The 22308-nt window shown below is 42.8% G+C and carries 32 protein-coding genes and 2 pseudogenes; 32 read left to right on the top strand and 2 right to left on the bottom strand.

The features are described 5' to 3' along the window. Positions 1–96 precede the first annotated feature (96 nt). From OVN23_RS10005 to OVN23_RS09850, 32 genes and pseudogenes are all read left to right on the top strand, one after another. A complete protein-coding gene (locus OVN23_RS10005; RefSeq protein ID WP_173252937.1) occupies positions 97–1401 on the top strand; it encodes a hypothetical protein in 1305 nt (434 codons plus the stop codon). Next, positions 1355–2590 carry a hypothetical protein gene (locus OVN23_RS10000; protein WP_240149601.1) on the top strand — a complete coding sequence of 412 codons (1236 nt, stop codon included), beginning with the start codon at positions 1355–1357 and terminating at the stop codon, positions 2588–2590. Before OVN23_RS10005 ends, OVN23_RS10000 begins: the two co-directional genes overlap by 47 nt. Next, complete coding sequence (locus OVN23_RS09995; RefSeq protein ID WP_173252935.1) at positions 2577–2804, top strand: hypothetical protein; 228 nt, start codon at positions 2577–2579, stop codon at positions 2802–2804. The genes OVN23_RS10000 and OVN23_RS09995 overlap by 14 nt, the downstream gene beginning before the upstream one ends. A gap of 49 nt (positions 2805–2853) precedes the next feature. Further along, positions 2854–3084 carry a hypothetical protein gene (locus OVN23_RS09990; protein WP_050216382.1) on the top strand — a complete coding sequence of 77 codons (231 nt, stop codon included), beginning with the start codon at positions 2854–2856 and terminating at the stop codon, positions 3082–3084. A 50-nt stretch (positions 3085–3134) separates the two neighbouring features. Beyond that, positions 3135–4547: a terminase large subunit gene (locus OVN23_RS09985; RefSeq protein ID WP_050216383.1), complete on the top strand. Its 1413-nt coding sequence runs from the start codon at positions 3135–3137 to the stop codon at positions 4545–4547. 82 nt (positions 4548–4629) lie between these two features. Continuing rightward, positions 4630–5094, top strand: a complete 465-nt coding sequence (locus OVN23_RS09980) for a DUF4355 domain-containing protein (protein WP_173252934.1) — start codon at positions 4630–4632, stop codon at positions 5092–5094. A 5-nt stretch (positions 5095–5099) separates the two neighbouring features. After that, positions 5100–5996, top strand: coding sequence for a phage major capsid protein (locus OVN23_RS09975; protein WP_173252932.1), 897 nt, complete (start codon positions 5100–5102; stop codon positions 5994–5996). A 5-nt stretch (positions 5997–6001) separates the two neighbouring features. Next, positions 6002–6214: a HeH/LEM domain-containing protein gene (locus OVN23_RS09970; protein ID WP_173252930.1), complete on the top strand. Its 213-nt coding sequence runs from the start codon at positions 6002–6004 to the stop codon at positions 6212–6214. Positions 6215–6217: 3 nt separating this feature from the next. Continuing rightward, positions 6218–6658 (top strand): phage Gp19/Gp15/Gp42 family protein, encoded by a 441-nt coding sequence (locus OVN23_RS09965; protein WP_173252928.1) that lies wholly within the window; start codon positions 6218–6220, stop codon positions 6656–6658. Beyond that, positions 6603–6941, top strand: coding sequence for a hypothetical protein (locus OVN23_RS09960; protein ID WP_000221695.1), 339 nt, complete (start codon positions 6603–6605; stop codon positions 6939–6941). Before OVN23_RS09965 ends, OVN23_RS09960 begins: the two co-directional genes overlap by 56 nt. Continuing rightward, on the top strand, positions 6934–7170 hold the full coding sequence (locus tag OVN23_RS09955) for a hypothetical protein (protein ID WP_173252926.1): 237 nt from the start codon (positions 6934–6936) through the stop codon (positions 7168–7170). Before OVN23_RS09960 ends, OVN23_RS09955 begins: the two co-directional genes overlap by 8 nt. Then, complete coding sequence (locus OVN23_RS09950; protein ID WP_173252924.1) at positions 7167–7502, top strand: hypothetical protein; 336 nt, start codon at positions 7167–7169, stop codon at positions 7500–7502. The genes OVN23_RS09955 and OVN23_RS09950 overlap by 4 nt, the downstream gene beginning before the upstream one ends. An 81-nt stretch (positions 7503–7583) precedes the next feature. Beyond that, positions 7584–8141 (top strand): phage tail protein, encoded by a 558-nt coding sequence (locus OVN23_RS09945; RefSeq protein WP_173252970.1) that lies wholly within the window; start codon positions 7584–7586, stop codon positions 8139–8141. 5 nt (positions 8142–8146) lie between these two features. Continuing rightward, the gene (locus tag OVN23_RS09940) at positions 8147–8422 is read left to right on the top strand and encodes a hypothetical protein (protein WP_050365284.1); all 276 of its coding nucleotides are present in this window, start codon (positions 8147–8149) and stop codon (positions 8420–8422) included. An 11-nt stretch (positions 8423–8433) separates the two neighbouring features. Next, positions 8434–8820 carry a DUF5361 domain-containing protein gene (locus tag OVN23_RS09935; protein WP_173252922.1) on the top strand — a complete coding sequence of 129 codons (387 nt, stop codon included), beginning with the start codon at positions 8434–8436 and terminating at the stop codon, positions 8818–8820. Further along, on the top strand, positions 8820–11603 hold the full coding sequence (locus OVN23_RS09930) for a PblA (protein WP_173252920.1): 2784 nt from the start codon (positions 8820–8822) through the stop codon (positions 11601–11603). The genes OVN23_RS09935 and OVN23_RS09930 overlap by 1 nt, the downstream gene beginning before the upstream one ends. Continuing rightward, positions 11603–12301 carry a phage tail protein gene (locus OVN23_RS09925; RefSeq protein WP_173282883.1) on the top strand — a complete coding sequence of 233 codons (699 nt, stop codon included), beginning with the start codon at positions 11603–11605 and terminating at the stop codon, positions 12299–12301. The genes OVN23_RS09930 and OVN23_RS09925 overlap by 1 nt, the downstream gene beginning before the upstream one ends. Beyond that, a complete protein-coding gene (locus OVN23_RS09920) occupies positions 12298–14103 on the top strand; it encodes a phage tail spike protein (protein WP_240150232.1) in 1806 nt (601 codons plus the stop codon). The genes OVN23_RS09925 and OVN23_RS09920 overlap by 4 nt, the downstream gene beginning before the upstream one ends. After that, positions 14100–14903: a collagen-like protein gene (locus OVN23_RS09915; RefSeq protein ID WP_267241041.1), complete on the top strand. Its 804-nt coding sequence runs from the start codon at positions 14100–14102 to the stop codon at positions 14901–14903. Before OVN23_RS09920 ends, OVN23_RS09915 begins: the two co-directional genes overlap by 4 nt. An 8-nt stretch (positions 14904–14911) precedes the next feature. Then, the gene (locus OVN23_RS09910) at positions 14912–15313 is read left to right on the top strand and encodes a hypothetical protein (protein ID WP_267241040.1); all 402 of its coding nucleotides are present in this window, start codon (positions 14912–14914) and stop codon (positions 15311–15313) included. Between the two features lie 3 nt (positions 15314–15316). Continuing rightward, a pseudogene (locus OVN23_RS09905) lies at positions 15317–15694 on the top strand (gp58-like family protein); the annotation flags it as partial. Positions 15695–15832: 138 nt separating this feature from the next. Then, positions 15833–16792, top strand: a pseudogene (locus OVN23_RS09900) (tail fiber domain-containing protein); the annotation flags it as partial. Further along, entirely contained in the window at positions 16785–16991 is a 207-nt protein-coding gene (locus OVN23_RS09895; protein ID WP_218764438.1) for a hypothetical protein, read from the top strand. The pseudogene OVN23_RS09900 and the gene OVN23_RS09895, both read left to right, overlap by 8 nt. Beyond that, positions 16988–17575 carry a hypothetical protein gene (locus OVN23_RS09890; protein WP_267241039.1) on the top strand — a complete coding sequence of 196 codons (588 nt, stop codon included), beginning with the start codon at positions 16988–16990 and terminating at the stop codon, positions 17573–17575. Before OVN23_RS09895 ends, OVN23_RS09890 begins: the two co-directional genes overlap by 4 nt. Next, entirely contained in the window at positions 17568–17720 is a 153-nt protein-coding gene (locus OVN23_RS09885; RefSeq protein ID WP_000036642.1) for a hypothetical protein, read from the top strand. The genes OVN23_RS09890 and OVN23_RS09885 overlap by 8 nt, the downstream gene beginning before the upstream one ends. 10 nt (positions 17721–17730) lie before the next feature. Further along, positions 17731–18009, top strand: coding sequence for a hypothetical protein (locus OVN23_RS09880; RefSeq protein WP_049512689.1), 279 nt, complete (start codon positions 17731–17733; stop codon positions 18007–18009). A gap of 15 nt (positions 18010–18024) precedes the next feature. Further along, positions 18025–18501, top strand: coding sequence for a hypothetical protein (locus OVN23_RS09875; protein ID WP_267241038.1), 477 nt, complete (start codon positions 18025–18027; stop codon positions 18499–18501). 6 nt (positions 18502–18507) lie between these two features. After that, entirely contained in the window at positions 18508–18828 is a 321-nt protein-coding gene (locus tag OVN23_RS09870; RefSeq protein WP_267241037.1) for a hypothetical protein, read from the top strand. Between the two features lie 5 nt (positions 18829–18833). Beyond that, positions 18834–19616, top strand: coding sequence for a hypothetical protein (locus OVN23_RS09865; RefSeq protein ID WP_267241036.1), 783 nt, complete (start codon positions 18834–18836; stop codon positions 19614–19616). 8 nt (positions 19617–19624) lie between these two features. Beyond that, on the top strand, positions 19625–19981 hold the full coding sequence (locus tag OVN23_RS09860; protein ID WP_267241035.1) for a hypothetical protein: 357 nt from the start codon (positions 19625–19627) through the stop codon (positions 19979–19981). A 15-nt stretch (positions 19982–19996) separates the two neighbouring features. After that, positions 19997–20332: a phage holin gene (locus OVN23_RS09855; protein ID WP_267241034.1), complete on the top strand. Its 336-nt coding sequence runs from the start codon at positions 19997–19999 to the stop codon at positions 20330–20332. Next, on the top strand, positions 20332–21288 hold the full coding sequence (locus OVN23_RS09850) for an N-acetylmuramoyl-L-alanine amidase (RefSeq protein ID WP_173229329.1): 957 nt from the start codon (positions 20332–20334) through the stop codon (positions 21286–21288). Before OVN23_RS09855 ends, OVN23_RS09850 begins: the two co-directional genes overlap by 1 nt. A gap of 224 nt (positions 21289–21512) precedes the next feature. Here the strand turns inward: OVN23_RS09850 and OVN23_RS09845 are convergent, their stop codons facing one another. Continuing rightward, entirely contained in the window at positions 21513–21692 is a 180-nt protein-coding gene (locus tag OVN23_RS09845; RefSeq protein WP_023937752.1) for a hypothetical protein, read from the bottom strand. Positions 21693–21833: 141 nt separating this feature from the next. Further along, on the bottom strand, positions 21834–21983 hold the full coding sequence (locus OVN23_RS09840; protein ID WP_162489709.1) for a hypothetical protein: 150 nt from the start codon (positions 21981–21983) through the stop codon (positions 21834–21836). Positions 21984–22308 lie beyond the last annotated feature (325 nt).

The following is a 22308-nucleotide window of genomic DNA, read 5'->3' as shown; positions in this document are numbered from 1 at the left end:
AAGGTGGGGGGATGACCCCCTCCCCCTCGGTGCTTCAGGGCTTCACACCGTCACTGTACATTTTTTCTCGCGGGAAATGAAAGGTAGTTGTATAAAATGACATTGAAAGGTATGGGCTATCTCAGGAAGAAGTTAGCCAATTACAAAATGGGTGTAGATACTAGATATAATCAGTATGCTATGCAACACAATGACATAGATGTTGGTATTACGATACCACCTCAAATCAGGCAACAATATCGGGCGGTCTTAGGTTGGGCTGCTAAAGGTGTTGATAGTCTAGCAGACCGTTTGGTCTTTCGTGAGTTTGCTAATGATGAGTTTGGGGCAAACGAAATCTTTGCTCAGAACAATCCAGATGTATTCTTTGATAGCGCGATCCTTTCAGCATTGATTGGGTCGTGTTGTTTTGTCTACATCTCGCAAGGAGACGATGATGATGCTCCTCGGTTGCAGGTTATTGAGGCAAGCAACGCGACTGGTGTTCTGGATCCTATCACTGGCTTGCTGACAGAGGGCTATGCCGTTTTGAAAAGGGATGACAATGGTTATGCCGTGCTTGAGGCTTACTTCACTAGTGATGTGACTTGGTTCTATCCGAAAGATGGTCAGCCGTTTGCAATCGGAAATCCAACGGGTGTTCCTTTGCTGGTGCCAGTCATTCATAGACCTGATGCGGTTCGTCCGTTTGGTCGGTCACGAATTACTCGGGCAGGGATGTACTATCAGAGATACGCTAAACGAACGCTTGAACGGTCAGATGTGACTGCTGAGTTCTATTCATTCCCTCAGAAGTATGTGTTGGGATTGAGTCAAGATGCTGAGGCGATTGATACTTGGAAAGCAACTGTGTCTAGCTTGCTGACCTTTACCAAAGATGATGAAGGAGATAAGCCGAATGTAGGACAATTCACCACATCCAGCATGTCTCCTTTTACTGAGCAGTTACGGACTGCAGCTGCTGGCTTTGCTGGGGAGATGGGCTTGACCTTAGATGATCTTGGCTTTGTATCTGACAATCCGTCATCTGTTGAAGCTATTAAGGCTAGTCATGAGAACTTGCGGTTAGCTGGTCGGAAGGCTCAGCGCTCTCTGGGCTCTGGTTTGCTGAATGTGGCTTATGTGGCTACTTGTTTACGTGATGAGTTTCCGTATTTGAGGAAACAGTTCAATAAAACGGTCGTGAAGTGGGAGCCTTTGTTTGAGGCGGATGCTAACATGCTGACCTTAATTGGTGATGGTGTTATCAAACTGAACCAAGCGGTGCCTGGCTATATGGATGCTGAAACCATCCGTGACTTGACTGGAATTAAAGGGTCAGACAAGCCTGCTCCAGTAGTGAAGGAGGTTGCAGATGGTGGAGGATATCGTTCCGAGCCTGCTCAAGAAAATCAAGTCTGAATTTGAAGGTGCTAGGCTAGATAGTGAGGTCTTGAAAGACTTGCTGTCTAAATTGCAGCATAGCAAGGCAAGTTATTTGGATGCCAATCAATATGCAATTGAAATTGGAGAGATACTTTCTAAGGCTCTGGGAGCCTCTCTGACGAACGAAACGCTACCAGACGGTAAAATGTATTACAATATCGCTCAACGTGTGCTGACGGACGTTCTGGGGCGGAATTACGAGCTTGTGAGTGATTATACTGAACAAGTTCAGAAGAATTTGAACTCTGAGGCTAAAATTGGGTTAGCTGCTCAGGTTCCTGAACTGAATCAAGACAGAATTGATGGTCTGGTCAATCGTTTAGCAAGTGAGGAAAATTTCGATGATGTAAAATGGTTGCTTGATGATCCGATTGTAAATTTTAGTCAGAGCATTGTGGATGATAGCATTCGAAAAAATGCGGAGTTCCATCACAAAGTGGGGTTGAGTCCGAAAATCGTTCGAAGAGTTGTCGGTCATCCGTGCAAATGGTGCAAGAGTTTAGAGGGTTCATACAATTATCCAGAAGTTCCCAAGGATATATATAGACGGCATGGCAATTGTCGGTGTACTGTTGACTATCATCCTGGTAATGGGAAGAAACAGAATGTTTATACTAAACGTTGGGCAGAATCTCAAAAAAGTGCTAAAATAGAAGTATTAAAAGGTGTAGGCTTACCTGTTCAATCTGGTGCAAGAAATTATTTTCGTGATGAATCGAATGATGATATTTTGCCAAAAGATTTTATTAAAGCAGAAAAGCACGCTTATCTTACGTATGACAAAATAAAAAATAGTAATCAAGAATTAGAGAAGCGAAAAATTTACTCGAACATTGGAAAGTTTAAGGAAATGAAAGACTTTACCAAGGAAGATGTTGATATTGCTTTTAATCATGTTTTTAATGATATCCATCTTTTAAAAGACGGGGAAAGCTTATTTCATCCAGAAGTCAATATGGCAGAGTCGTGGGAGCGTCTGATTACTGGTAAGGATATCCAATCACATGATTTGATATTATTGAAACACGAGCGATTGGAGCATGATTATATGTATGTCAGAGGGAATATGGATTATGATACTGCTCATGCTAAAACAGATGAAACATATAATTATGGTAATGCTTTGACTCGATATTTGGAAAGGAAGAATAATGTTAAAATTTAATTTGATTGAAATTGTGAACGGTTTTTACCATTACGAGGTCTTTCCTGAGGGTGATGTGAGTAGAAGGGAGATTTTTGAATTTAACCCTTCTACCCGTGAGATAAAGCGAAATGATCCCCCGAAATATGGTTTTGATTATGTGTCAAAATGCATCATAAATCTAAAAAATGAAGACGGCAGTTTGAAAGAATCAGGGCAAGTTGCTTGGTATTAAGCACCTAGAGAAATCTAAGTGCTTTTCTTATGCTTAGAAAGGAGTAACAATGGGAAACACGATTGATTTTTCAGAGAAAAAGTCTAGTCTGGAGCGCGGTGCTTCCGTGAAAGAAATTTTGGAGGAAAATCTTGAGGCTAGTCATGACTACACTTCGGTGTTGGTAGTTTCTTTGGATAAAGATGGTGAGATAAATCTTGGCTATAGCTGGGATAGTAGTTTGCAGGCATTGGGAATGCTAGATGTTGCTAAAAACTATATTTTAAACGTAATCAATTAAATCATCCCAGCGATAGGGTTATCATGCGGTACGATTGAAAGGAGCAGTGGATGGCTAGAAAGAAACTTGGCAATCAGAATCCTACTCAATCGGTAATTTTAAAGTACGTCAAGAAAAATTCTAAGGCGAAAGAAGCGGTAGAAATCTACGAGCGGACAGGTCTTTCTTGCTACGCTTGGCAAGTCAATTTGTTGACCTCTATCATGGCGGTTGACAAGAATGGTTTGTGGGTGCATCAAAAATTTGGCTACTCTATTCCTCGTCGTAATGGGAAGTCTGAACTCTTGTACCTTTTTGAACTTTGGGGCCTGCATAATGGACTAAACATCCTACACACGGCTCATAGAATATCCACCTCTCATTCCTCTTTTGAAAAGGTTAAACGTTACCTTGAAAAAATGGGATATGTGGACGGTGAGCACTTTAGCTCTATACGAGCCAAAGGACAAGAGCGGATTGAACTGTTTGACGGCGGTGGGATTGTACAATTTCGTACCAGAACATCCAATGGTGGTTTGGGGGAAGGTTTTGACCTTCTTGTAATCGATGAGGCTCAGGAATATACGACTGAGCAGGAATCGGCCTTGAAATATACGGTAACGGATAGTAGCAATCCAATCACAATCATGTGTGGGACACCACCTACACCTGTTTCAAATGGGACGGTATTTACAAATTACCGTAAGACTTGCCTGTTTGGGAAAGGAAAATACTCAGGTTGGGCAGAATGGTCGGTTTCTGAGGAAAAAGAAATCGATGATGTCGATGCCTGGTATAACTCCAATCCCTCAATGGGCTACCATTTGAATGAGCGGAAGATAGAAGCCGAGCTTGGTGATGATAAGCTAGACCATAATGTTCAGCGTTTGGGTTATTGGCCTGAATACAACCAGAAATCTGCTATTTCGGAAACGGAATGGAATGAGTTGTGTGTTGACTCTATGCCTGATTTATCAGGTAAGTTGTTTGTCGGAGTCAAATATGGTCAAGATGGCGCAAACGTGGCATTAAGTATTGCTGTTCGTACGGTAGATGAGCGGATTTTTGTTGAGACGATTGACTGTCAGTCAGTCCGTAATGGGAATGACTGGATTTTGGATTTTGTGAAGCGTGCCGATGTGGCTACTATCGTAGTCGATGGGGCAAGCGGTCAGAAAATCCTTGATGAAGAGTTGAAAAAGGAACGCATGAAGAGCGTGATATTGCCTACGGTCAAGGAAATCATCGTGGCTAACTCTATGTGGGAACAAGGGATTTATCAAAAGACCTTGTGCCATGCTGGTCAACCGTCTTTGAAGAAAATCACAACCAACTGTGAGAAGCGGAACATCGGTTCAAACGGTGGGTTTGGCTATCGCTCGCATTTTGCGGATATGGATATTTCTTTGATGGATAGCGCCTTGCTTGCGCATTGGGCTTGTGTGACAACTAAGCCTAAGAAAAAGCAAAAAATCAGTTATTAAGAGGAGCGGTTGAAAGACTGCTTTTTTTGATGCCTAAAAAATTACCGAACTGCCGGGAAAGCAGGAGAAAGGAGACATGAAGATGTCTGAATTTAAAACGATTGAAACACAGGAAGAGCTAGATAACATCGTGAAGGAACGTATCAGACGTGAGCGTGAAAAATTCGCTGATTATGATGATCTCAAGAAACGTGTTTCAGAACTAGAGTCTGAAAATGGCGCTTTGAAAGCTACTGTTGAGGAAACAAAACAGACAATCGCCGAATCAGACGCTCAAATCACTGAATTGCAGGGGCAAGTAAGCAATTATGAAACTGCTAGCTTGCGAACTCGTATCGCTTTACAAAATGGCTTGCCTTATGACTTGGCTGACCGTATTCAAGGCGCTGACGAAGAGGCATTGAGGGCTGACGCTGAGCGTCTAGCTGGCTTTATGCGTCCAGCAATACCTCAAGCACCGCTAAGAGATACGGAGCCCCCTATCGGTGATGACAAAACTATGCAAATGAAGCAAATGCTTCGTGAATTACAACCAAAAGGAGAATAGAAATTATGGCAGATAATGCAATGAAAGCTGGAACACTTTTTAAACCAGAACTAGTTAAAGAAGTTATTAGTAAAGTACAGGGACATTCTGTCCTTGCTAAGCTAGCATCTCAAACACCAATCCCATTTAACGGTGTGGAACAATTCATCTTTAACCTTGAAGGGAATGCGCAAATTGTCGGTGAGGGTGAACAAAAACAAGCTGGGAAAGCTAAAATTACTTCAAAAATTATTAAACCCATTAAATTCGTTTATCAAGCTCGTATGACAGATGAATTTAAATATGCATCAGAAGAAAAACAAATGAATTTCTTGTTAGAATACATTGATGGATTCGCCAAAAAAATTGCTGAAGGATTTGATCTTGCTGCTATTCACGGTCTTGAACCAAAATCCATGACAGATGCAACTTTCCGTGCAACAAACTCATTTGACGGTGTGATTACTGGTAATATTGTTACATATGATGAAGCGCATATCGATGATAATATTGATGCTGCAGTTCAAACGATTGTAGCGAAAGGTGGGGAAGTGACAGGCCTCGCCTTGTCTCCAACTGCAGGCCAAAACTTGGCTAAAATTAAGGTTAACGGAGTTGTTCAATATCCTGAGTTTCGCTTTGGTCAAAATCCTGATTCATTCTACGGCATGAAGTCAGATATTAGTAAAAACCTCACTGTAACTGGTGGTACCGCTGAAACAGACCACGTTATTGTAGGGGATTTCCAAAACCGCTTCAAATGGGGTTATGCTGAAAATATTCCAATGGAAATCATTGAATACGGTGATCCAGATGGTGCAGGTCGTGACCTTAAAGCCTACAACGAAATCTGTTTGCGTGCGGAAGCCTTTATCGGCTGGGGTATTCTTGATGAAGATGCCTTTGCTCGTGTGAAAGCGTAAGTTTTATGGCTTTATACCGTGATACGAAAACGGGCGTGATTATCTCCGCTGAGAGTGTTCTTGGCGGAGATTGGGTGCCTGTGGAAGATACGGCACCAAGCGGAGCGGATTTGACCGTAGCGGAATTGAAGTCTAGTTTGGATGAATTGGGCATTGATTACGATAAGGGTCTAAAAAAATCCGATTTGGTAGCTTTATACGAGGAAAACAAGGGTTAAGCTATGGGAAATTTTGCAAAGATTGAAGACTTGGAATTGTTGTGGCGCTCGTTGAAATTTGATGAGCGTGCAAGGGCTGAGGCTTTGTTGGAAGTTGTATCTAATTCTTTGCGAGTGGAAGCTGAAAAAGTCGGTAGAGACCTTGACGATATGGTGGCAGAAAGCGTGTCATTTGCTAGTGTTGCCAAGTCTGTCACGGTCGATATCGTGGCACGAACCCTCATGACCTCAACAGACCATGAACCAATGACTCAGGTTGCTGAAAGTGCCTTGGGTTATTCGTTTAGTGGCTCTTACCTTGTGCCTGGGGGAGGTCTCTTTATCAAGGACACCGAATTGAAAAGGCTTGGTTTGAAGAAAAAACAACGATATGGAGCGATTGAAATTTATGACCTACCTAAAAGGAATCCCTGTCATTTTAGTGGACAAGGTAGAAATTGGTAATGACGATTTCGGCCATCCAATCCATCGTGATGTTGAGATTGAGGTTCAAAATGTATTGGTTGCCCCAACTTCATCAGAGGACGTCATCAATCAAATGAACTTGACTGGGAAGAAGGCGGAATATACACTCGGTATTCCTAAAGGGGATACTAACAAGTGGGAAAACCGTGAGGTCAAGTTTTTTGGTCGTAAATGGCGGACGATTGGCATCCCTCAAGAGGGGATTGAGTCAATGATTCCATTGTCTTGGAATAGAAAGGTTATGGTTGAAGTTTATGAGTAATATGAAATTTCAATTGAACTCGGCTGGGGTGTCTGCCTTGCTACGTTCTTCCGAAATGCAGGGCATTTTGAGGGAGAAAGGGCAAGGGATTGCTGAAAGAGCTGGCGAGGGGTTTGAATTGACCGTATCGCCAGGGCAGAAGCGTGCCAATGCGAAGATTAGTACAACTGACATCAAGAGCATAGCCAGAAATAAAAAACATAATATTTTACTGAAGGCTATGAGATGATCGAATTAGTTATAAAGAAATTTTTGGACGGACAGTTAGATGTTCCGTCTTTTTTTGAACATAAACCGAATATGCCTGAGAGTTATGTCATCCTTGAGAAGACGGGGAGTAGTGGAAGTGACTACGTTCATTCCGCTACATTCGCTTTTCAAAGTTATGCACCATCACTTCAAAAGGCAGCTGAGTTGAATGAGAAAGTCAAGAGAGTAGTTGAGAATCTCATCACAGTCAACGAAGTTAGCGGTGTACATCACAATAGTGACTACAACTTTACAGACACGGAAACGAAGCAATATCGCTATCAAGCGGTATATGACATCAATTATTTTTAAAAAGGAGGTGTAGTTTTGGCGCCAGAATTAGAAGCGACAGAAGTAAGAACACAAAATGCAGAATCAATAGGAGGAAAGAATATGACGACTGCATCAGCATCAAATGTAACGGCTGCTAAGCCCAAAATCGGAGGGGCGGTTTCTACTGCTCCAGCTGGAACAGATCTTCCAACGAATGCAAAAACAGCCTTGAACCCAGCATTTAAAACGCTTGGGTATATTTCAGAAGATGGATTGACCAATGAGAACTCACCAGAGTCAGAAGAAGTCAAGGCTTGGGGAGGACAAACAGTCTTGTCTTCTCAAACTGAAAAGAAAGATACCTTTAAATACAAATTGATTGAGGGTCTTAACATTGAAGTTTTGAAAGAAGTGTATGGCCCAGATAACGTTTCAGGAACCCTTGAAACAGGTATCACTGTAAAAGCTAATGGTAAAGAATTGCCTGAACATTGCTTGGTTATCGATACATTGTTAAAAAACAGCTATGTGAAACGTGTTGTCATTCCTCGTGGTAAGGTTAGCGAAATTGGCGAAATCAGCTATAAAGACGGCGAACCTATCGGCTATGAATTGACGATCACTGCACTACCAGACAACAGTGAGAACACTCACTACGAATACATTCAAGGAGCGTAAAATAAATGAGTAAAACATTCAAAGGGGAAACGAAGTTAGGCTTTAAATTCGAAATTTCTGAGCGTCGTTTAAACAACTATGAATTGTTGGAATTGATTGGTGAAGTTGACGAAGGACAAGGTCAAGTCTTTCCTAAAGTTGTAAAACTTTTATTCGGAGATGAGCAAGCCAAGGCTTTTAAAGACCACCTAAGAGAAGAAGATGGCATTGTGCCAAATGATAAAATGGCAGATGAAATCAAGAGTGTTTTTGAATCAGTTAACGGCTTAAAAAAATCCTAGTCCTTGCTCAGATGATGAATTTGGACGAAGATGCCCTTATCTGTGATTTAGCAGAAACCTATCAAATATACGACTATAAACAGCTACCTTTAAATCAGGTGGCTGTTTTTGCGTATGGGTTGCGTGATGATTCGCGGATAAAGCAGTTTATGTCTGACCAAATCGTCCCTCTGGAAACGACGTTACTTGCTAGTATCGTAGACAGATTGTCTCTTTCTTTGTGGTTGCAAACTAAGGATGGGCAAAAGGGTGTTAATCGCCCTGCATCAATTGCTGAAATGCTAACAAAGAATCACAAAGAAGAGAGTGACGAAAGGGATTATCTCGTCTTTGAATCTGGTGAGGACTTTGAAAACTATCGCAAGGCTTTACTTGCGAAAACAGGAGGTGATGAATAGTGGCGACCGAATTAGGAAAAGCCTATGTACAAATCATTCCGTCTGCTAAAGGTATTAGTGGCATGATTCAAAAGGAAATGGGTGGTGAAGTCGCCTCAGCTGGCGTTAGCGCAGGCGAATCCCTCGGATCCAAAATGATGGGGGCTGTTTCAGGAGTTATTGCTGCTGCTGGAATTGGTAAGGCCATTGGAGCATCGATAAACGAAGGGGCAGCACTTCAACAATCGCTTGGTGGTGTCGAAACCTTATTTAAAGACTCAGCTGATAAGGTCAAAGGATTTGCAAACGAGGCCTACAAAACCACAGGTCTGTCAGCCAATGCCTATATGGAAAATGTTACAGGTTTCTCAGCCAGCTTACTACAATCTCTTGGTGGAGATACAGATAAAGCGGCAGAAACAGCTAATATGGCTATGATTGATATGTCGGATAATGCTAACAAGATGGGGACATCTATGGAAAGCATTCAGCTGGCTTATCAAGGTTTTGCCAAGCAAAATTATACGATGCTTGATAACCTTAAATTGGGTTATGGTGGTACAAAACAAGAGATGCAACGGCTTTTAGCTGATGCAGAAAAATTGACAGGTGTTAAGTATGACATAAATAACTTGTCAGATGTTTATAGCGCCATTCACGCCATCCAAGAGAATTTGGACATCACTGGTACAACAGCGAGAGAGGCAGCAACAACTTTCACTGGATCTTTTGAATCTATGAAGGCAGCTGCTCAAAATGTTCTTGGGAAGATAGCTATTGGCGAAAACGTTACGCCAGCACTACAATCTTTACTAGAAACCACTAAAACTTTCCTTTTTGGCAACTTCTTACCAATGATAGGAAATATCTTATCAGGATTAGGAGTAGTACTGACCGAAGGCGTAAGCTCTTTAGCTTCTCAGCTTTTTGGGGACGCTTTTGGTAGTGCAGTCTATGACCAAATCGGACGTGTGACAGGAATTTTCCAAACCTTTTTTGATATGATCTTCGGGTCAATGGATAGGCAAGGGAATATCGATATCCTAAACACGTTAGGATTTAGCGATGAAGCGGCAACCCAAATTGTTAATATTGCGGACAATATCCGTGTAACCTTTGAGAATATCGGGTCAGTTATCGGTAATGTTGGTAGCATCGTAGCTGATTTTGTAGGCGATCTCTTAGGAATTCAGGGTGGTGAGCAGGGAGTCAATCTTCTTGGAACTGCTTTTGAAATTTTGAGTTCAGCATTGAGAATCAGCTCTTCTATCCTAAAAGAAATCACTAACTTTTTCAAAGAAAATAAATTAGCAGCTGATTTACTGAAGACAGCGGTAGTTGCTCTTGGCGTTGGTTTGCCAGTAGTGAAATTTGCAAACTTTTTACAAGGTTTAGGCGGAATAAGTGGAGTTCTTGTTATTGCTAAGACAGCAATAACAACTTTTGCTACGAGTATTACGGCAACTATTTCTTCAATCCCACTTATAGGATGGATTGCAGCTGCAGTTGCCGCATTAGCTTGGTTCTTCACTCAGACTGAAACAGGTAGACAAATATGGTCATCTTTTGTAGATTTGATTAAACAGGCATGGCAGGGGATTGCTGATTTCTTTGTTGGTCTTTGGTCTGGTATCTCTGAAGGTGCTAGTAATTTGTGGGTAAGTATTCAAGAAGCTGCATCTGTGGCATGGACAGCTATCACAACAGCAGTGATGGCGATTGTTCAACCGTTCATTAATGGATTCATGAATATTTGGAACAATATTTCAGATGGTCTTACTCAAATTTGGGAAGGAATTAAGATGATTTTTCAAGGTGCTTGGGACTTCATCAAATCTATTTTCTTGGGTGCTATTCTCATCATCATCGACCTTGTGACAGGGAACTTTAACCAGCTGGGGGCTGATCTTTCTCTAATCTGGGAAGGGATTAAAAATAGTATCTCTATGATTTGGGAAGGGATTAAAACATACTTCTCTGGAGTCGTGGATGTTATCGTAGGTTATGCTACTGCTATTTTTGAAAACTTTTCTACCACTCTTAGTACAATTTGGAAAGGGTTGTCCGCTGCAGGTAAGGCTATCTTTGATGGTTTTGCTCAGATATTATCTAACATCTGGAACACTATCAAATCTGTCGCAAGCAGTGCTTGGGAAGGGTTGAAATCAACTGTCTTAGGGCTGATTGATGGACTTGTCCAAGGAGCTAAAAATGCTTGGGAAAGCATGAAACAAGGTGTTCGTGATCTTGTTGATAAGGTTACAAGCATATTCGATGGAATCAAAAACATTGACCTTTGGGAGGCAGGTAAAGCTATCCTTGATGGCTTTTTAAATGGTTTGAAATCTGCTTGGAGTGCGGTTACTGACTTCGTTGGTGGTATTGCTAGCTGGATTCGTGACCACAAAGGTCCGATTGAGTATGACCGCAAGCTCTTGATTCCTGCTGGTAATGCGATTATGCAAGGTTTGGATAGAGGGTTGCAAGACCGTTTCAAAGATGTTAAGAAATCGGTCGTTGGAATGGCTGGCGAAATCTCAAACGCATTTTCAAATGATGATTTTGGTTTGAGTGGAACACCGACTATTGCCAGGAATCTTGAAGCAAGCTTGGCTATGCCAAGTGCTCAAATCGAGGCAAAAGATAGTCAAACCGTGTCTGAGATAGCGATTCTGAGAGCAAGTATGGAGAAGATCCTTACTGCTATCCTTGAAAAGCCGTCAGATACTTACCTGGACGCTGATAAAATTTCAATGAGCGTCTACCAACGTCAAGGTGCAATTTATGCTAGGGAGGGAATTTAATGGAATACATGATTATCAATGGTTTCAATACTTCAACCATTCCTAACTGTGTGGTGACGGATTTTGGCGAGGTAGAGGCTGCTAAGCCTAGGGTGGCTGAAGATGCTACCCTGTTTGGGGTTAACGGGAATTACCGTGTCTTGGACGGTGCTTACGAAAGTTACGAAAGGACTTTTGCATTTTACCTTCCAAGGACGGTAGACCCGTCTAAAATCGTTGAGAGATTCCAACCAAATGATAATACGCTAGAGTTTAGCTACCAACTAGGCTCTATTTTTTATGCTGATTTCGTCAGTGCAAAATACAAGCCCCAAGGTATGCACGGCTGGAAATTAGAAATCAAGCTGAGTATGCAACCATTCCGTTATCAGAAAAATGTTGCTCCTCTTATCTTTACCGCAAGCGGTAATGTCAACAATCCAGGCTCTGTCTATAGTGAGCCTGTGATTGAGATTGAAGGGGACGGTGATATTTCTTTGACTATCGGACGGACAACCATGCACTTGACCATTAGACGAAAAGTGACTATTGATTGTAGACATAAGAAACAGAATATCTACAACGCAGATGGTGCGGTTCAAAATACGCTACGAAAACGTGGAGGCTTCTTTGAGTTGGCAGTCGGTAGTAACGGTCTGGTCTTTACTGGTGCGGTTCGTAAGGTCACAGTTCGGCCGAATTGGAGGTATATTTTATGATTTATCTTACTGAAGGCAATACGCCTTTAAATGAGGCCTACAATGACGAAATCGTCCAGGAACGAAACAATACCTATCAACTGACCTTTCGTTTTCCTACATCGGATCCCAAGTGGGAATTGCTGAAAGAGGAAACTTTTCTGACAGCTGATGACCTGCATGGCGAGCAGGATTTTTATATTTTTGAGGTTGAAAAACAACAAGGATATATCCAAGTCTATGCCAATCAGGTTATCAGCCTGTTAAATAACTACATCGTCAGCTCTATCGATGTGGATCGTGTCAGTGGCACAAGGGTGTTGAGTGCTTTTGCTGGTAGTATTACTAGAGCCAATCCTTTTTCTTTCTTCTCAGATATTGACGATAGGCATACGCTCAACATCAAGGACAAGAATGCGATGGAGGTCTTGGCGAAAGACAAGCATTCTATCCTTGGTCAGTGGGGCGGAGATATGGTGCGAAATGGCTACAATTTACGCTTGTTGAAAAATGGCGGTTCTGAGAATGAATCGCTTTTTATGTACAAGAAAAACCTGTCTAGCTACCAACATAAGACCTCAACGAAGTCTTTGAAAACTCGGATAACCTTTAAAACGGCTGTTAAAGGTGAAGGAGAAAAGGCGCCTGACATTGATTATGTAGTGGTGATTGATAGTCCCTTGCTTGGGAAATACAGCCAAATCTATGAAGCAGTTGTTGAGGTCAATGATCAGAATGTCAAAGACCAAGCTAGCTTGATTGAATACGGTAAGCAGTATTTTCGGACAAGTATGTGCGACATGCTAGAAGATAATCTTGAAATCTCGGTTGTCGGCCAGAGCGATGTAGCGGTTCGGATGTTCGATGTTGTCAGTATCTACCATGAATGGTATGGTCTTGATGTTCGTAAGAAAATCACGAAATACACCTATTCGCCAATGGCAAAACGCTTAAAGACAATTGGATTCGGAACCTTCCAATCCAGTCTTGCGAATGCGATAGGTGGGATTGTCAATGATGCCGTTTTGAATGAAAGCCGAAATCTGCATCAGATTTTTGAAGAACGTTTGAAAAAGGAAATCGCAAACGCTGACCGTGCGTTTGACGCTGAGTTTGCCAAGCGTGAGAAAGCTATTACGGATGCCATCGAGCAGTACAAGGCTAAGGCGGAAGAAATGGGCGCTAAAATCCACGAGGAAATGGAGAAAGAGCGTCCTGAGTTCGTGAAGCGAATCCGTGAGGAGCTGATGAGTGGTGCTGACTCAATTGCTGAATTAAGCAAGAAACTGGAGCAGGTCAGTGAGACTGCAAGGGTTAACGCTAGTCTGATTGGTGGTGACGGGAATACTCAGTACAACAAGAACCGTCTCAATGGTGGCACGGCTAAGAAAATCAGTTACGGAATGGATTTCGTAGAAGTCGGTCACAATGGAGAGGGTTTCGAACTAGGCAAGCAGTATGTCATCAGCTGGTCCGCAACCTGTACACCTTACGGGAAGACTGATGTGATTGTGGCAGTGAATAAGCCTATATTTTACGGTGGACACGTTCATCTTGCGCCTGCTAATACAGTCATGCCAGTGATTGACAAAGACCTTGTCCAGAAAGAGGAGCAGGTCTTGGCAGTCTACTACGGTGCCTATCGTCTGACCTTCTCAGGGGACTGGTATCAGAATGTAGAGCAGTCTTTGACGATTGATAATCAGACAAGACGGATTGAACTAGCGCCAGTCTACAAGACGGTTGCTGACGGACAAAATGCTAGATATGAGGGAAGTTGGAGTGAGACCCCAACTTTTATTTTTGATGGAGGTAGAACATGACGGAAACAACGCCTGAAGTAGTACCTATCAGGGTACAACATAAACGTATGTCAGCGAGTGACTGGGCAAGTAGCACTCTGGTCTTACTCGATGGTGAGTTAGGTATTGAGAGCGACACTGGTAAGGTCAAGGTCGGAAACGGTACTGACCAATTCTCAGCCCTGCAGTATCTGACTGGTCCGAAAGGTGACCGTGGAGAACGTGGGGAAACAGGACCACGAGGCGCGGACGGTGTTATGCGGTTCGAGAACCTGACAAGCCAACAGAGAGAGGGCTTGCGAGGCGAGAATGGCCACAGCTTAAATGCGAATGTACGTATCGAGGGAAGCTATCGAAACGGTGCGACTAGCCAGTTGAATTTGATCGCGGACGTCTACTATGACGGAACCCGGTTAACCAGTGGCTATACTGTTGATTATTACTACAGAGGTTTTGGGAATAACAACTGGCAAAGTTTGCTGAGCCAAACGCCTGATGCAAATGGGAAGTTTGGTCAGTGGAATGCTTCTCAGCGTTCAGGAGGCTGGCTTGAGGTCTACATCGTTGTAACGCACAACGGCATTAAAGTAGCTGCTAGCACACGGCTTGACAATGTTAGTGACGGTGCAAGGGGGGCGAATGGTGCAACGGGTCCAGCAGGACCAGAAGGCCCCAGAGGTGCGGATGGAGCGCCAGGTCAAAACATCATCAACCAAAATGGTGGGCAACCAATGAAATATTGGTCTGGTACAAGGTCTCAATATGATGCGATTGCTAACAAGGATAGTAATACTATCTATGATATCTACAGTAGTACGTAGGAGGTAGTATGTCTAGAGAAGGAATTTATGTAGGTGGTAAGGAAGTTGTTGAAAGATATATAGGAGATAAGCTAATCTGGAAAAAATACAGATTTCGAATTGTAAATGCTTTGTCATTGACTATATCAAATATTAACTATCAGTCAGCTGCTTTAGATTGCCGTACTCGATTCTTGTACCGATATGAAGGATTAAAATCAGGGTACTACTATTTGAGAATAGAAGAAAAGTTTGTTAAGGTATATGCTTATAATTTATCAACACCTAGTCCATCTTTTATGTTTTTACTAGGTCAAAACGAAGATGCAGGAGTAGATGAATCAAGCAAGCGTCAAGCTTTATCTGATTTGACACGAAACTGGTTTAGAGGTGATTATAAAGATATTGTTTTATATGACAGAATGAGGTAACACATGGACATAACCATTCAAAACGTCCGTTCGCCTGCTCTTGAGCATAACGGACGGTATTACAAGGTATTTCAGCCACGGACACGAGACGAACTGCTGAAACTGCACCATATGGGCTGTGTGGGTGACACGGTGCTGACGGATATTCAGCTGGAGCAGGGGGATTTCCCGACTAGCTTCGTGGAGCCTACTGTCACGCAACGTACCTTGTCAGGTCTCTTCAAGGACATGCGCTCAATAGAGCTGGAATTGAGAGACCCGAACAGTGCTCTTTGGGGCAAAATCCAGCAGAACAACCAAGGGGCGCTGACCCAGTTCTTTGATACGAATGTCAAGAGCGCCATCGCTCAAACTGCTAGAGAAATCAGGCAGGAAGTGAGAGACGCTGCTAACAGTGCGAGGGTACAAGTGACGCCTGAAGGTGTGACCATCGGTTCAACTACCTTAACTGGTGAGCAGTTAGCCTCTACCATTTCGACCAGTTCGAAAGGTGTGGACATCATCGCTCCGAAAGTCAGAGTAAAATCCGACATGATTGTGGATGGTGCGGTCACTGCTGGGAAGTTAGCAGCTGGCTCTGTGACTGCCGAAAACATCCAAACTGGGGCTATCACAGGCGATAAAATCAGCGTAGATGATGCCCTGATTCGGAACCTGACCGCTAGAGATGCCTTGATTGACAAGCTGACATCTAAACGTATCTTTGCGACTAAGATTGAGTCTGTAGTATCTAGCTCAACCTTCCTACAAGCCTATCAGGGTGAAATTGGAGGGTTTACCATTGGGAGTTTCCCAAACGGGAGTGGCAAGTGGATATCTGGCACAAATACGTTTGCGGTAGGAATGGGAAATGGTGGTGGTTTTGGCGAGACCAGAACAGCCTTCTGGGCTAATTGGGGCAATAACTGGAACCAAGCAGGACCTAATGCCTGGTACGTAACAACCGCAGGAGAAATGAAGTGTAAGAATAATGCGGATTTTAGCGCTAAGGTTGACTTTTCAGAGTCATCCAACGCTAGGTTTTATGGACGGACAGAATTTCAAAAATCGCCTATTTTTGTCAATGGGATTCATATGTACGAACAAGAAATTTTGGGAAATGGTTGGAGTCCGAGGGAGGGACATCAAAATAAGGTCGTGTGGTGGAACCAGGTAGGCGAGGGAACGGTAAAACACTGGATAGATAAATCTTCAGATAGACGCTTGAAAGAAAACATCACAGAAACAGCTGTGAAAGCCTTGGATACAATCAACAGACTAAACTTAGTCGCTTTTGATTTCATAGAAAGCAAGAAACACGAAGAAATCGGTTTGATTGCGCAAGAGGCTGAGACTATCGTTCCAGAAGTTATCTCACGAGACCCTGAGAATCCAGATGGCTATCTGCACATCGACTATACCGTTTTCGTACCCTACTTGCTAAAAGCAGTCCAAGAACTAGACCAGAAAATCAAAGAAATGGAGAACAGACATGGATAATCACACAATCGACAAGCTAGTCGCAGAGTCACTCGTCAACCGCTTAGCTGAGGGCGAATTGAATCGTGCGAATTTAGAGGCACACTATACGCTGGCTTTAGCTGAATTACGGGGCTTTAAAGCCGTGCTGGAATATGACCCAGCCCTCAAAGAACTATTTGACGAAACGCAAGCAAAAATGAAAGGAACTAACAAATGAGCTATGAACTTGCAATCAAGCCCTACTTGAAAGGTGGGGAAAATGTAACAGTTGTCGCCATCAAGATGGAAAACAAGGGGCGCTATTCTTATGAGCAGTGCGAATTACTAGGTGACCATACACAGGATAGTGAGGACGCCCTTATCCAAGCGGTTTTGGAATTGGTTCGCACCGAACTTGACCCAACAAGCGCTATTGTCAAAAACCAAGAACAGTTGGCTAAAACGACGGAAGCGCTGGAGAAAGCCAACCAACTCATGGATGGCATGCAGAAGGTCAATCTCCAGAATGCTCAGGATATTGAAGATATCTTAGCGCGATTGGAAGAGCTGGAAGCTCAAGGAGAGCCTGACCAGGGGGAGAAAGAGGAGACAGATGAGGATACTCCTCAGGTTACGGACACAGAAAAACAAGCTGCTGAAGCACCAGCGCAGCCAACTACTGAACAACCAGTAGCAGAAGCACCTACACAACCAACCCCAGCGGTAGAAGATAACAAAGAAAGCGAGAAAGAAGATGACATTTCTGAAACGACAAACCAAGAGAGCCCTAGTGAAGACAATGGAGGTAGCAGCAATGAGTAAGATTACACTAGACCAAGCAAAAATCGATATGTACATCAACCTACTGGAACGTGGAGCAGTTGACTTTTCATGGGTACATAAACGCTGGAAAGACCGTGTGCGCAAGGAATTGAAGCGACGTGGTTTGAGCCATTTGGCAAACTAGCGAGGTGCTTATGACAGAGATTGAGCACTTATTGATTCGGTTTCTCTTTTCTCTGATTCCTGTGGTTGTCTTGTACTTTTCCATGAAGGACAGGGCAACCAAACAGGAAAATCGCATTACAGCCATAGAAAAAGATATTGAGAACTTACGCGAATTTCGAATGTCGGCTAACAAAAGGCTGGATAACCATGACGAACAAAACAAGGCTATTCTGGTGCTGGCTGAACAGGTCAAATCGCTAGGTGAAGATGTGAGAGAACTGAAAACCTTGATACAAAGTAAACAGTAAAGAAAGAGGTGCAGAATGGTCTGTAATCTCAATATGACCAATTTGCGGCAGATTGATGGCGGTCACCTGATTAAGCAAGGGGACTTGGCTTCCGCCTTTGGTTTTGCCCTCTTAGACGAAGACTACCAAGTCATCTCCTCTCTGGAAGGGGAGGAGGCGCTGATCAGTCTGACCAAGGAGGGCTACCAGTGGAAGAAGCAGGTAACCGTTACCGGTCAAGGTGTGAGTTTTCATCTGGACGCTATCTTGCCCATTGGGAGTTATCGCTTGGAAATCACGGCTGGAGGCTATGTTTTCCCTAGTGATAAATCTATCCATATCAAGATAGTCGCCTCAGATAAGGAATTGGTCACTGAAGAAGTCCATGCTTTAAAGGAGCTGGATATCGCAGAAGAAGTAAAAAAACAGCTTGCAGGTAGAACTGTAGGCGAGAGCCCAGTAGGTCAGGAATTGCCAGACCTACTCTTTTATTACAATTTAGGAAAGGTGTAACACAAAATGGATACTACAAAATTAACAGCATTTGCGCAGGCATTGGGGGAAGATAACAAAAAGGTAAACGAAGAGCTGAAAACGAAAGTCAGCACGTCTGACATGAACCAAGCTATCTCTCAAGCTAAATCCGAGGTTAAGGCTGAAATCTTGGGCGAGGGGACGCCTGAGAATCTGGATACGCTGAAAGAAATCGCGGACAAGATTACCAGCATGGGTGAGGACGCAAACGGTGCTCTTCTTGGTAAAATCACAGAAGTTGGTGGACGTGTAGACCAGATTGCCAATGTTGACTTGGTAGCGACTTACAACGCAGCGAAAGCGTGATAGCTATGAGTAACCTTGAAAATCTAGCAACAGCTATTGGTAGGGATGTCAAGGCGATCAAAGAAGACTCAGAGCTAAAGGATAGGGAGGTTCAGGGAAGGCTGGACTCCCTTGAGAGTAGACCGAGAGTCAATCCAGAAACCCTCGTTACAAAAGCGGAGCTGGAAGAGAAAGGCTACTTGACCTCCCACCAAGACTTGTCTACTTACGCTCAAAAATGGGAGTTGTACAATGATATCCCCATCAAGGCTAGGATTTCCGCCTTGGAAAATCGCCCGTCATTTGACAATCTGACCTCCAGCCAGAGAGAAAGCTTAAAAGGGGAAAATGGGCATAGTTTGAATGCTAGCGTTCGTATTGAGGGCTCTTATAAGAATGGCTCTACTAGCCAATTGAATCTGTTTGCGGATGTATTCTACGATGGCGAAGCAGTCACGAGTGGCTATACTCTTGATTATTACTACCGTGGTTTTGGGAATAATAGCTGGGGTGTTTTGAGAAATCAAACGCCTGATGCAAATGGGAAATTTGGTCAGTGGAATGCTACTCAGCGCTCTGGTGGCTGGTTCGAAGTCCGCATTGAAGTGAATTACAGAGGTTTAAAAGCCTCTGCTTTTACCCATTTGGATAACATCAACGATGGCGAACGAGGAGCAACGGGAGCTCCTGGTCAGAACATTGTCAATCAGAACGGTTCGCAGGCACTCAACTATTGGGCAGGTACGCAAGAGCAGTACGATGCTATTACTACCAAAGACCCTCACACGATTTACGATATTTTTAAGTAGGTGAAGCTATGAGAGATAGAGTAAGAATCATGTTAGGCAATCAGGAGATTGTCAAGCGCTATATTGGTGATAGGTTGGTGTGGGAGGGTTTGAAAAGTGTTACCATAAAAGATGTGACTCTCTCTTTTTTTAAAAATTATAGTCTTTTTGTATATAAAAAAGATATAAAAACAACTCTTGAAAACAAGAAAATAACAAAAGTAAGAATAGGCGCTAGCGAATTCCCGTTGATCACGACAAAATCGGTGGGTATCTCTGATAATTCATACACTTTTCATCTAAGTAGCGAAACAATTGAAAACTTCAAACGCGTAGGAGTCACAACGGGGTATATTAGCCTTGATATCACATTCTACTATGAATAAGAAAGGAAACAACACATGATACAATTTAATGAATTTATTATCGCTTTTGCGACAGGCTTTTTAGCGGTAGTCGCAGGCAGTATGGTAAAAACAGTAAAAGATTATCTTTTGCGAAAAGGCGGAGAAAAAGCGGTTATTATCGCTGAAATCCTAGCCAAGAATGCAGTGAATGCCGTTGAGCAGGTGGCTGCTGAGACAGGTTATAAAGGTGATGAAAAATTGGCACAGGCTCGTGCTAAAATCCGTGCAGAGCTGATCAAATATAACATCAGTATGACCGACAAGGACTTGGATACTTTTGTTGAGTCAGCCGTGAAACAGATGAATGACGCTTGGAAAGGACAAGAGTAATGGATATCGATACAAGCAGACTACGCACAGGCTTGCCACAAGTAGGCTATGCGCCATATCGACAAGTGCACGCTCACTCTACGGGGAACCGTAATTCTACCGTGCAAAATGAAGCTGATTATCACTACAGAAAGAACCCTGAGCTTGGGTTCTTTTCTCATGTCGTTGGTAACGGTCGTGTCATGCAAGTAGGCCCTGTAAATAACGGATCTTGGGACGTTGGGGGTGGTTGGAATGCTGAGACCTATGCAGCAGTTGAACTGATTGAAAGTCATTCAACTACAGAAGAGTTCATGGCTGACTACCGTCTGTATATCGAACTCTTACGCAATCTAGCTGATGAAGCAGGCTTGCCTAAAACGCTTGATACAGACGACTTGGCAGGTATCAAAACGCATGAATACTGCACCAATAACCAACCCGACAACCATTCAGACCACATTGACCCTTATCCATATCTAGCCAAATGGGGCATTAGCCGCGAACAGTTCAAGCAGGATATTGAAAACGGCTTGAGCGTTGAAGCGGGCTGGAAGAAAAACGATACTGGCTACTGGTACGTTAAAGAAGACGGCTCTTATCCAAAAGATAAGTTTGAGAAAATCAACGGAACCTGGTATTACTTCGACGGCTCAGGCTACATGCTTGCAGACCGCTGGAAGAAGCACACAGACAGCAACTGGTACTGGTTTGACCAGTCAGGTGAAATGGCTACAGGCTGGAAGAAAATCGCTGACAAGTGGTATTATTTTGACACAGAGGGTGCCATGAAGACGGGTTGGGTCAAGTACAAGGACACCTGGTATTATCTTGACGGTAAAGAAGGTGCTATGGTATCAAACGCCTTCGTCCAGTCCGCAGACGGAACAGGCTGGTACTACCTCAAACCAGATGGAACACTGGCAGACAAGCCAGAGTTCACAGTAGAGCCAGATGGTTTGATTACGACCAAATAATTTTAAAAAATAAATAGAAAGGAAACTTTCTAAATTGTTCTTTCACCGCAGGCTCAGGCTTGCGGTTTTTTATTTTGCAAAAAGACGCATTTTGAACGATTAGAAACCAAAATAGAAGTCCTATTGTCCAAAAAAGCGTTTTCTTGAAGAATAGGGAGGAGTAATGGCAGGGTATTATTGTCAAAAACGGTGTTTTGTTAAAAATAAAAAAACAGTGACCGAAATCACTGCTTATCAGTTGTAGCAAATTCATAAAGTTTTTCCGCTGTGAGAAGTGCCATTTTGTCCATACTTGTTTTTCCTTTTCTGAGGTCAGAAACGGTAGTCCATGGAACTCCAGCGCCTTGCGAAATAGCAGATGTAGACATCGAACTGTCTAACAATTCTTGAATAACTTTTCTCATCTTATTTGTCCTTTTTGTTTTTTAGATAAATGTATACATTAATTGCAATTATAAAAATAGCTATTGCACTAACCATTGCATTTCCTCGTTCCATTTGATAAAATAGAGGTGTGAGGGGCTTTCGCCCCAACCTCTTAGCGTTTACCTTTTTCTTTTGCGGGATTTCGGTTTACGCTTTTTGTTTTGCCTTGCGACCGTTATTGCGGTCACTAGACTTGCGATAGCAGTTACTGTTTCAGGAATATTGTCTATTGCCTTTTCAAGTAACCTAAGCCAATCTTCTTTGTTCAACTTCATCACCCCCTTTCCTTATCTTGATTATATTATATCACGGTATACCGAGAAAGTCAAGAGTTTTGATGGAGTTTTTTTATTTTATTTTTTAAAAAAAAAGACCGTGAGTAATCACAGTTTTCTATTTGTAAACTATTGAACTTTAAGTTGGAACCTTCTCAACTATACGGGCAAAGATGATTGTAAAAATGAATACGAAGATGAATACGATTTAAAAAAACGATGGAAATTAGTGTAAATGATTTTAAGGAAAAATAAGTAAAAACTCAACTATTTACAAGTGATGATAACTATTTGTAAACGTTTTTCACTTATGGTATAA

Origin of the sequence: Streptococcus sp. Marseille-Q6488, from assembly GCF_946902925.1 — a bacterium.
Lineage (GTDB): Bacteria > Bacillota > Bacilli > Lactobacillales > Streptococcaceae > Streptococcus.
Note: the sequence above shows the minus strand (reverse complement) of the source record. Positions and strands in the feature narration are given on the sequence as shown.

Excerpts from the sequence above, each read along its gene's own strand:
- OVN23_RS10005 (WP_173252937.1), top strand. The coding sequence starts at position 97 with ATGACATTGAAAGGTATGGGCTATCTCAGGAAGAAGTTAGCCAATTAC.
- OVN23_RS10000 (WP_240149601.1), top strand. The coding sequence starts at position 1,355 with ATGGTGGAGGATATCGTTCCGAGCCTGCTCAAGAAAATCAAGTCTGAA.
- OVN23_RS09995 (WP_173252935.1), top strand. The coding sequence starts at position 2,577 with ATGTTAAAATTTAATTTGATTGAAATTGTGAACGGTTTTTACCATTAC.
- OVN23_RS09990 (WP_050216382.1), top strand. The coding sequence starts at position 2,854 with ATGGGAAACACGATTGATTTTTCAGAGAAAAAGTCTAGTCTGGAGCGC.
- OVN23_RS09985 (WP_050216383.1), top strand. The coding sequence starts at position 3,135 with ATGGCTAGAAAGAAACTTGGCAATCAGAATCCTACTCAATCGGTAATT.
- OVN23_RS09980 (WP_173252934.1), top strand. The coding sequence starts at position 4,630 with ATGTCTGAATTTAAAACGATTGAAACACAGGAAGAGCTAGATAACATC.
- OVN23_RS09975 (WP_173252932.1), top strand. The coding sequence starts at position 5,100 with ATGGCAGATAATGCAATGAAAGCTGGAACACTTTTTAAACCAGAACTA.
- OVN23_RS09970 (WP_173252930.1), top strand. The coding sequence starts at position 6,002 with ATGGCTTTATACCGTGATACGAAAACGGGCGTGATTATCTCCGCTGAG.
- OVN23_RS09965 (WP_173252928.1), top strand. The coding sequence starts at position 6,218 with ATGGGAAATTTTGCAAAGATTGAAGACTTGGAATTGTTGTGGCGCTCG.
- OVN23_RS09960 (WP_000221695.1), top strand. The coding sequence starts at position 6,603 with ATGACCTACCTAAAAGGAATCCCTGTCATTTTAGTGGACAAGGTAGAA.
- OVN23_RS09955 (WP_173252926.1), top strand. The coding sequence starts at position 6,934 with ATGAGTAATATGAAATTTCAATTGAACTCGGCTGGGGTGTCTGCCTTG.
- OVN23_RS09950 (WP_173252924.1), top strand. The coding sequence starts at position 7,167 with ATGATCGAATTAGTTATAAAGAAATTTTTGGACGGACAGTTAGATGTT.
- OVN23_RS09945 (WP_173252970.1), top strand. The coding sequence starts at position 7,584 with ATGACGACTGCATCAGCATCAAATGTAACGGCTGCTAAGCCCAAAATC.
- OVN23_RS09940 (WP_050365284.1), top strand. The coding sequence starts at position 8,147 with ATGAGTAAAACATTCAAAGGGGAAACGAAGTTAGGCTTTAAATTCGAA.
- OVN23_RS09935 (WP_173252922.1), top strand. The coding sequence starts at position 8,434 with ATGATGAATTTGGACGAAGATGCCCTTATCTGTGATTTAGCAGAAACC.
- OVN23_RS09925 (WP_173282883.1), top strand. The coding sequence starts at position 11,603 with ATGGAATACATGATTATCAATGGTTTCAATACTTCAACCATTCCTAAC.
- OVN23_RS09920 (WP_240150232.1), top strand. The coding sequence starts at position 12,298 with ATGATTTATCTTACTGAAGGCAATACGCCTTTAAATGAGGCCTACAAT.
- OVN23_RS09915 (WP_267241041.1), top strand. The coding sequence starts at position 14,100 with ATGACGGAAACAACGCCTGAAGTAGTACCTATCAGGGTACAACATAAA.
- OVN23_RS09910 (WP_267241040.1), top strand. The coding sequence starts at position 14,912 with ATGTCTAGAGAAGGAATTTATGTAGGTGGTAAGGAAGTTGTTGAAAGA.
- OVN23_RS09895 (WP_218764438.1), top strand. The coding sequence starts at position 16,785 with ATGGATAATCACACAATCGACAAGCTAGTCGCAGAGTCACTCGTCAAC.
- OVN23_RS09890 (WP_267241039.1), top strand. The coding sequence starts at position 16,988 with ATGAGCTATGAACTTGCAATCAAGCCCTACTTGAAAGGTGGGGAAAAT.
- OVN23_RS09885 (WP_000036642.1), top strand. The coding sequence starts at position 17,568 with ATGAGTAAGATTACACTAGACCAAGCAAAAATCGATATGTACATCAAC.
- OVN23_RS09880 (WP_049512689.1), top strand. The coding sequence starts at position 17,731 with ATGACAGAGATTGAGCACTTATTGATTCGGTTTCTCTTTTCTCTGATT.
- OVN23_RS09875 (WP_267241038.1), top strand. The coding sequence starts at position 18,025 with ATGGTCTGTAATCTCAATATGACCAATTTGCGGCAGATTGATGGCGGT.
- OVN23_RS09870 (WP_267241037.1), top strand. The coding sequence starts at position 18,508 with ATGGATACTACAAAATTAACAGCATTTGCGCAGGCATTGGGGGAAGAT.
- OVN23_RS09865 (WP_267241036.1), top strand. The coding sequence starts at position 18,834 with ATGAGTAACCTTGAAAATCTAGCAACAGCTATTGGTAGGGATGTCAAG.
- OVN23_RS09860 (WP_267241035.1), top strand. The coding sequence starts at position 19,625 with ATGAGAGATAGAGTAAGAATCATGTTAGGCAATCAGGAGATTGTCAAG.
- OVN23_RS09855 (WP_267241034.1), top strand. The coding sequence starts at position 19,997 with ATGATACAATTTAATGAATTTATTATCGCTTTTGCGACAGGCTTTTTA.
- OVN23_RS09850 (WP_173229329.1), top strand. The coding sequence starts at position 20,332 with ATGGATATCGATACAAGCAGACTACGCACAGGCTTGCCACAAGTAGGC.
- OVN23_RS09845 (WP_023937752.1), bottom strand. The coding sequence starts at position 21,692 with ATGAGAAAAGTTATTCAAGAATTGTTAGACAGTTCGATGTCTACATCT.